The following is a 6,363-nucleotide window of genomic DNA, read 5'->3' as shown; positions in this document are numbered from 1 at the left end:
CCCCCACACCACCCCGTTCCACATCGGCAAACGAGCCGCCGCCCGCTACTTCTACCACTGGGAACTCCCCCGCACCGCCCCCTTGTTCGACCTCCTGGACACCCTGGACCGCACCACCCTCGACCTCGACCCCACCTGCCTATGACCGAAGAGGGTCTCATGGATACCGTTGGCCTGCGGAAGCTGCGCCGGAACGCCTCTGAATTCGTACGTCGCGTCGAGGCCGGGGAAGAACTCACGATCACCGTGGGCGGGCGTCCCAGCGCGAGACTCGTGCCGATCGCGCCAACGGCCGAGCTGCCGAAGACATGGCGAACATACGAGGAGATTGCGGACCTCTGGTCCGGTTCGGCCGATGATGGCTGGGAGGCCGACCGCGACCTCATCGATCAGCGTCCGCCGGAGCTGCGGGTGAAAGGAGTATCCGGCGGCGGGTCGAAGCCGCCGAGTGATCCATAGCTCGGATACCGGTCGGTAGGGTGATCTCGTGGATGAGCGGTGGCCGGAGCTGCGGGAGCGGTGTCGCGTCGAGGAGGATGCGGCCGTTGTGGCGTTGAACAAGCCCGCGGGGATCTCGGTGACCGGGGAGCGGCACGATACCGACATCGTGCGGTTGGCGGCGGAGGTCGGGGAAACGCTGTATCCGGTGCATCGGATCGACAAGGTCACCTCGGGGCTGGTGTTGTTTGCCAAGGATCTGGGTGCGCATGGGCAGCTGACCAGGCAGTTCAACAAGCGGACTGCCGAGAAGACGTATCTGGCGGTGACCGCGTCCACCGGGTTGCCGGAGCGCGGGGTGATCGAACTGCCGCTGAGTGTCGGCCGCAAGAATCGGGTTCGGATCGCCGCGCCGCGCGAGGCCATCGTCCGGGACGGGGACGAATGGTCGGTGCCCGAGCGGGATCTGCTGGCGGGCAAGAACTATCCGTCGCGCACCGAATTCATCACGGTCTCGCGGGGTGAGGAGCACACGGTGCTCGCGGTGCGGCCGGTCACCGGGCGGCGGCATCAGATACGGGTGCATCTGGCGTGGATCGGGCATCCGATCGCCGGGGATCCGCTGTTCGACCGGTCCGAAACCCATCCGCGTACCCACCTGCATTCGTGGCGGCTGCGAGTGGACGCGCCGTGGCGCGATACCGGCGAACTCGCGCTGGAGGCGGTCCCGGGACCGGACTTCTGGCTCGTCGGCGCGACCAGGATCACCGACGATCCGAGCGCGCTGCTGGACGCGGTGAGCCTGCCGGAGCGAAGCGGCGGCCATTAGTCGCGAGGCCCGCCCCGGACCTGGACTGACGGAGCGAGGGAGCGAGGGAGCGAAGCGGAGGCCATAGACATCGAATCGCCCGGCGGATCAAGGTTTTCGGACTATTCATGCGAATTGGCTATATTCGATGGCGTATCTCATGAAGACGCGAGGGCAACCGGCACTCTAGCCTGGTCAGGTGCCGGGCTTGGCACGCTCGGGCGCAATGGCGCGATTCCCACGAGAAAGCGATCGCCGTGATGACTCTGTTGGCTCAGCTCAGCGACACCCATTTCAACCTGCACGCACGCAACTCCGAACGAGTCGAACAGGTGATGGCGTATCTCACCGCGCTACCGCGCCGGCCCGACGCGATCCTGGTCACCGGCGATATCACCGATTCGGGCAAGACCGAGGAATACGAACAGGCCCTGGCCGCGCTGCGCACGGACATACCGCTGTGGGTCCTGCCGGGAAATCACGACGATCGCGGCGCGCTGCGCGAGGTGATGCTGGGCCAGGCCGCCTCCTCCGAGCCGATCAACCAGAAGGTGCGCTTGGACGGACTCACGCTGGCGCTGCTGGATTCGACGGTGCCCGGCGAGGGCGGCGGCGAACTCGACGACGACACCTTCGCCTGGCTCACCGATCTGCTGCGCGCCACCCCTGCCGACCACTCGGTGCTAGTGGCGCTGCACCATCCACCGGTGCCGATGTACAGCACGGTCGTGGATCACATGCGCCTGGCCAACCCGCGCTGGCTCGAGCAGATCGTGGCCGCCGAACATCGCATCCTCGGCGTGCTCGCCGGGCATACGCATACGTTGGGTACCACGCTGTTCGGCGGGAAGCCACTGGTCGTCGCGCCCAGCGTGTCCTCGCTGATCGGCGGGGCATGGGAGGTCGGCACGCCCGGCGAGCTCCCGATCGACTACGCCCCCGATCCGGCGGTGCTGCTGCACGTGGTCGAGGACGGGCGGCTCACCACACTGCTGCGCCCGGTGCCCATGGGCGGGCGGATCAGCGTGGTATCTCAATAGATCCCTGATCGGGACTTGGACGTCCCACCCGTTCGCGATAGCCGAGCGTTGTCGCCGCTCGCTCCCGGCGGTAGGAGGCCGGGGTCGTCCCGGTCCAGCGTTTGAAGGCATAGATGAAGGTCGACGCCTCCGCATAGCCGAGCCGGATGGCCACATCGCTGACCGAAAGTGGTGTGGCGCTGAGCATTTCCTCGGCCAGGGTGCGGCGCATCTCGTCCAGCAGGGAGCGGTAACTGGTGCCGGCGGTGTCCAGGTGGCGGCGCAGGGTGCGGGTGCTCATATTGAGGTCCCGGGCCACCGCGTCGATGCCCGGCGGCGCGGCGTAGCCGTCGATGCCGCCGCGCGGTACCAGGCGTTCACGCACCTGCGCCGCGATGCCGGTGCGTGCGCGGCGGCGATGCACCAGGTCTCGGCACTGAGCCAGGCACATGGCCCAGGTGTGCTCGTTGGCCTGCGGCAGCGGCTGTTCGAGTATCGCCGGATCCAGTGCGATGACATTCTGCGGTCGCCCGAAACGCGGTCCCACCCCGAGGATCTCGGCGATCTGACCGGCGTATTCCGGCTCCGGGTAGTCGAATTCGGCGCGCCGAAGCGCCAGCGGGCGGCCCAGCAGATCGCTCATCACCTGATGCATGGCCAGCACATCGCGTTCGACCAGGAAGCGCCGCACATCCGAGGGCACCAGCTCATCCTGTATGTCGGCCACGAATTCGCCCGGCTCCCAGCGGGTTACCGGAAGACAGAAGGTGAAACTGAGCTCCAGGTAGCGCAGCGCGAATGCGATCGCCTCGCCCAGTGTCGGGCTCGACACACAGGCGTAGCCGAAGATGCCGAAGGTAGTGATGTGGTAGCGGCGTCCCACCTCCACCCCGAGGGACGGCCGTCGCGTACCCAGTGCGTGCACAAGGTTCCGCACCACCGCCAACTCCGTATGCGCGTCGATCTGGGCGTCCGGATCGGCCAGCGCCCCCTCGCTCAGCCCGCTGCCGCGCAGTACGGCGTCCACCCGCACCCCGTGCTCGCGCGCATACCCGGCCATGAGCGCCACGCTCGCCACGCCCCGGGGGAAATCCCAGTCGCGTATCGCGGGCTGCTGCACCGTTCTCAACCCTCGACTATCGAATATCCCCATCCCTCGATTATGGCCGAATATCTCGATCTCCCGAAAACCTGGCAGACTTGACGCGTGACGGCTCTCCCCGCAGACAGCGAACCGCCCCTGGGGCGGGGCCCGCTGCGCCCCATCGAACTCGCCACGGGGGCGGTCATGGCCGGGGTCACCGTCGGTCTGGTGGCCATCGCCACGGTCGTACCCGTTGCCGCGGCCCTGAGCCTGATCTCGGCCGTTCCGCTGGGTCTGCTCGCGCAGCGCCACCGGTTCCGCACCCTGTTCACGGCCACCGTCGCCGCCACCCTGGTGACCTTCGTCATATCCGGATTCCCATCCGCCACCGCGACGGTGTCCATGGCGACCATCGGCGGCATCGTCGGCACCGTCAAACGCCGCGGCGGCGGTGTGATCGCGGCCTTCGGGCTCTCGGTGCTCACGGGGCTGGTGTGGTCGGCGGTCTCGGTGGGTTTCCTGCTGATCTTCGCCAACGCGCGTCAACTGCTGTTCGTCACCATCCGCAATATGTCCCGCGGCGTGCAGAACCTCGCCGAGCGACAGCCGCGACTGCACTCGCTGGGCACCGCGATCGGCACGATCACCGACGCGGTGCTGCATTGGTGGTGGGCGTACGTCGCCTTCGGCGTCCTGGCCGGAGTCATGGCGACGGCGGTGTTCTCCTGGTTCGCGCTGGGTTCGGTGCTGGATCGGCTTACCTGGCTGCCCGGCCGCGATCTGCACGACGCCCCGCCCGACGATCGTCCTGTCGCGCCCCTGCCGGTCACGCTGCACGACGCCTCGTTCCGTTATCCGAGCGCGCGGACCGACGCGCTGAGTGGGATCGATCTCACCGTGCAGGTCGGCGAGTTCGTGGCCGTGGTCGGGCACAACGGCTCCGGAAAATCGACGCTGACCAGGCTGCTGGCCGGGCGAACGCCCACTTCCGGCGCGGTCACCCGGCCCGGTTCGGCGGGATTGGGCCTGCTCGGCGGTACCGCGCTGGTGATGCAGCGCCCCGAAAGCCAGACCCTCGGCGTGCAGGTCGCCGACGACGTGGTGTGGGGGCTGTCGCCGGAACTGGCCGAGCGTGTCGATGTGGAATCCCTGCTGAGCGAGGTCGGGCTCGACGGACTCGGCAGGACCGAGACCGCCACCCTGTCCGGCGGCCAGCAACAGCGCCTGGCCGTGGCCGCGGCGCTGGCCCGCAGACCCGCGCTGCTCATCGCCGACGAGGCCACCTCGATGATCGACCCGGACGGCCGGCGCGAACTCGTGTCGCTCCTGGCCGAACTGCCGAGACGGCATCCGATGGCGGTCGTCCTGGTGACCCATCACGAGGCCGACGCCGCCGCGGCCGACCGCGTGGTGCATCTGTCCGACGGGCGGCAGGTGGACCGGCTGCCCGTCTGGCCACGCCCGGTCCGCGACGAACGCCGCCGCCCGATGGGCGACGCACTGCTGGAATTGCGTGACGTGCGGCATACCTACAACCACGGAACCCCCTGGGCCGCAACGGCTCTGCACGGCGTCGACCTCACCGTCCGGCGCGGTGAGGCGCTGCTGATCGTGGGCGGCAACGGATCCGGCAAGTCGACACTGGCCTGGATCATGGCCGGGCTCATCGCGCCCAGCTCGGGCCGCTGCGAACTGCGCGATTTCGGCGGGGCACGACCGGTGTCCAAACGCATCGGCACGGTGGCGCTGGCCTTCCAGCACTCCCGGCTCCAGCTGCAACGGCAGACCGTCGCCGCGGAGATCGAGGACTGGGGCGGGCAGGGCACCGGATCCGGCGCGGTCGGACGGGCGCTGGACGCGGTCGGCATGGATCGCGCGCTGGCCTCGCGCTCGATCGAGGAGCTGTCCGGCGGGCAGGCCAAGCGGGTCGTGCTCGCGGCGATCGTGGCGAGCCGCCCGCAGGTGGTGGTGCTGGACGAGCCACTGGCCGGGCTGGACCCCCAGGGGCGCGCGGAGGTCGTGGAGTTGCTCGCCCGCCTGCGCGACTCGGGGCTGACCCTGATCGTCATCTCGCACGACGTGGCGGACATGGCCGCGGTGTGCGACCGCACGGTGCACCTCGAATCGGGCCGGATCGCGGAGACCTCGGGCGATTCGGCGCCCGCACACGCTCCCACGCAGACCCCCCTCACCTCGGCGATGACCCGCCTGCACCTGCATCGCCCCGACGCGACCGGAGGTCTCGACCGATGACGACGATGCTGCTGCGCGAGGTCCAGGTCGCCAGCCCGGTGCACCGGCTGTGGGCCGGGACGAAGATCATCGCGGTCCTGCTGATCAACCTGACGGTGATCCAGATGCCGTCCTGGCCGGTGCTCGGCCTGGTGGTGGGGTTCCTGATCGTCGTGGGGGCGATCGCGCGCCTGCCGCTGGGCACCCTGCCGCGGCTGCCCTGGCTGTTCTGGGCGGTGATGTTCTCCGGCGCGCTGATCAACGTCCCGGCCGGAATTGCGGCCGTGCTGCACTACGTGCTGACGATTCTGTTCGGGCTCACGGTGCTGATCACCTCGTTCATGATCGCCTGGACCACCCCGATGGGCGAGATAGCGCCCGCTCTGGCGAAATTGGGCGCACCACTGCGCAAGCTGCGGGTTCCGGTCGACGAGTTCGCCGTGGTTGTGGCGCTGACACTGCGTGGGCTGCCGCTGCTGATCGAGGAGATGCGCATCCTGCGCGCGGCCCGGAAACTGCGTCCCAACAATGGAGTCATGCAGCGCGCCACCGACAACCCGCTGCTGGACATCCTCACCGCGGCCATGGCGGTATCCACGCGCCGCGCCGGAGAACTCGGCGAGGCGATCACCGCGCGCGGCGGCACCGGGCAGCTCACCGCTTACCAGAACAGGCCGGGACGACGTGACGCGATCGCGCTGATCATCGTGGTCGCGGTATGCCTTGCCGCGGCCGCGATCACGTATATCCACTAGCAGGACGGCGCCGACGGAGCTTGCGAG

At 68.8% G+C, this 6,363-nt stretch carries 7 protein-coding genes; 6 read left to right on the top strand and 1 reads right to left on the bottom strand.

The window, feature by feature from the left end:
• From JZ791_RS15070 to JZ791_RS15055, 4 genes are all read left to right on the top strand, one after another.
• Positions 1 to 145: acyl-CoA dehydrogenase C-terminal domain-containing protein (locus JZ791_RS15070; protein WP_216895255.1), on the top strand; the 145-nt coding region annotated here is incomplete at its 5' end.
• 14 nt (positions 146 to 159) lie between these two features.
• On the top strand, positions 160 to 459 hold the full coding sequence (locus tag JZ791_RS15065) for a type II toxin-antitoxin system Phd/YefM family antitoxin (protein ID WP_216895227.1): 300 nt from the start codon (positions 160 to 162) through the stop codon (positions 457 to 459).
• Positions 460 to 487: 28 nt separating this feature from the next.
• Positions 488 to 1,267 carry an RluA family pseudouridine synthase gene (locus JZ791_RS15060; RefSeq protein WP_216895225.1) on the top strand — a complete coding sequence of 260 codons (780 nt, stop codon included), beginning with the start codon at positions 488 to 490 and terminating at the stop codon, positions 1,265 to 1,267.
• A gap of 239 nt (positions 1,268 to 1,506) precedes the next feature.
• Positions 1,507 to 2,286: a metallophosphoesterase gene (locus JZ791_RS15055; RefSeq protein ID WP_216895223.1), complete on the top strand. Its 780-nt coding sequence runs from the start codon at positions 1,507 to 1,509 to the stop codon at positions 2,284 to 2,286.
• On the opposite strand, the gene JZ791_RS15050 is transcribed toward JZ791_RS15055, so the two are convergent.
• Positions 2,267 to 3,385, bottom strand: a complete 1,119-nt coding sequence (locus tag JZ791_RS15050; protein ID WP_308162934.1) for an AraC family transcriptional regulator — start codon at positions 3,383 to 3,385, stop codon at positions 2,267 to 2,269. The genes JZ791_RS15055 and JZ791_RS15050 overlap by 20 nt on opposite strands.
• 168 nt (positions 3,386 to 3,553) lie before the next feature.
• Between JZ791_RS15050 and JZ791_RS15045 the strand changes: the two genes are divergently transcribed.
• Positions 3,554 to 5,602 carry an ABC transporter ATP-binding protein gene (locus JZ791_RS15045; protein ID WP_216895253.1) on the top strand — a complete coding sequence of 683 codons (2,049 nt, stop codon included), beginning with the start codon at positions 3,554 to 3,556 and terminating at the stop codon, positions 5,600 to 5,602.
• Positions 5,599 to 6,336 (top strand): energy-coupling factor transporter transmembrane component T family protein, encoded by a 738-nt coding sequence (locus tag JZ791_RS15040; RefSeq protein ID WP_216895219.1) that lies wholly within the window; start codon positions 5,599 to 5,601, stop codon positions 6,334 to 6,336. Before JZ791_RS15045 ends, JZ791_RS15040 begins: the two co-directional genes overlap by 4 nt.
• Positions 6,337 to 6,363: the final 27 nt, after the last annotated feature.

It is taken from the genome of Nocardia alni (assembly GCF_019038435.1).
Lineage (GTDB): Bacteria > Actinomycetota > Actinomycetes > Mycobacteriales > Mycobacteriaceae > Nocardia > Nocardia alni.
The sequence above is the reverse complement of the archived record's forward strand: the minus strand, read 5'-3'. Positions and strand labels throughout refer to the sequence as shown.

Coding starts and splice junctions, on each gene's coding strand:
- JZ791_RS15065 (WP_216895227.1), top strand. CDS start 160: ATGGATACCGTTGGCCTGCGGAAGCTGCGCCGGAACGCCTCTGAATTC.
- JZ791_RS15055 (WP_216895223.1), top strand. CDS start 1,507: ATGACTCTGTTGGCTCAGCTCAGCGACACCCATTTCAACCTGCACGCA.
- JZ791_RS15045 (WP_216895253.1), top strand. CDS start 3,554: ATGGCCGGGGTCACCGTCGGTCTGGTGGCCATCGCCACGGTCGTACCC.
- JZ791_RS15040 (WP_216895219.1), top strand. CDS start 5,599: ATGACGACGATGCTGCTGCGCGAGGTCCAGGTCGCCAGCCCGGTGCAC.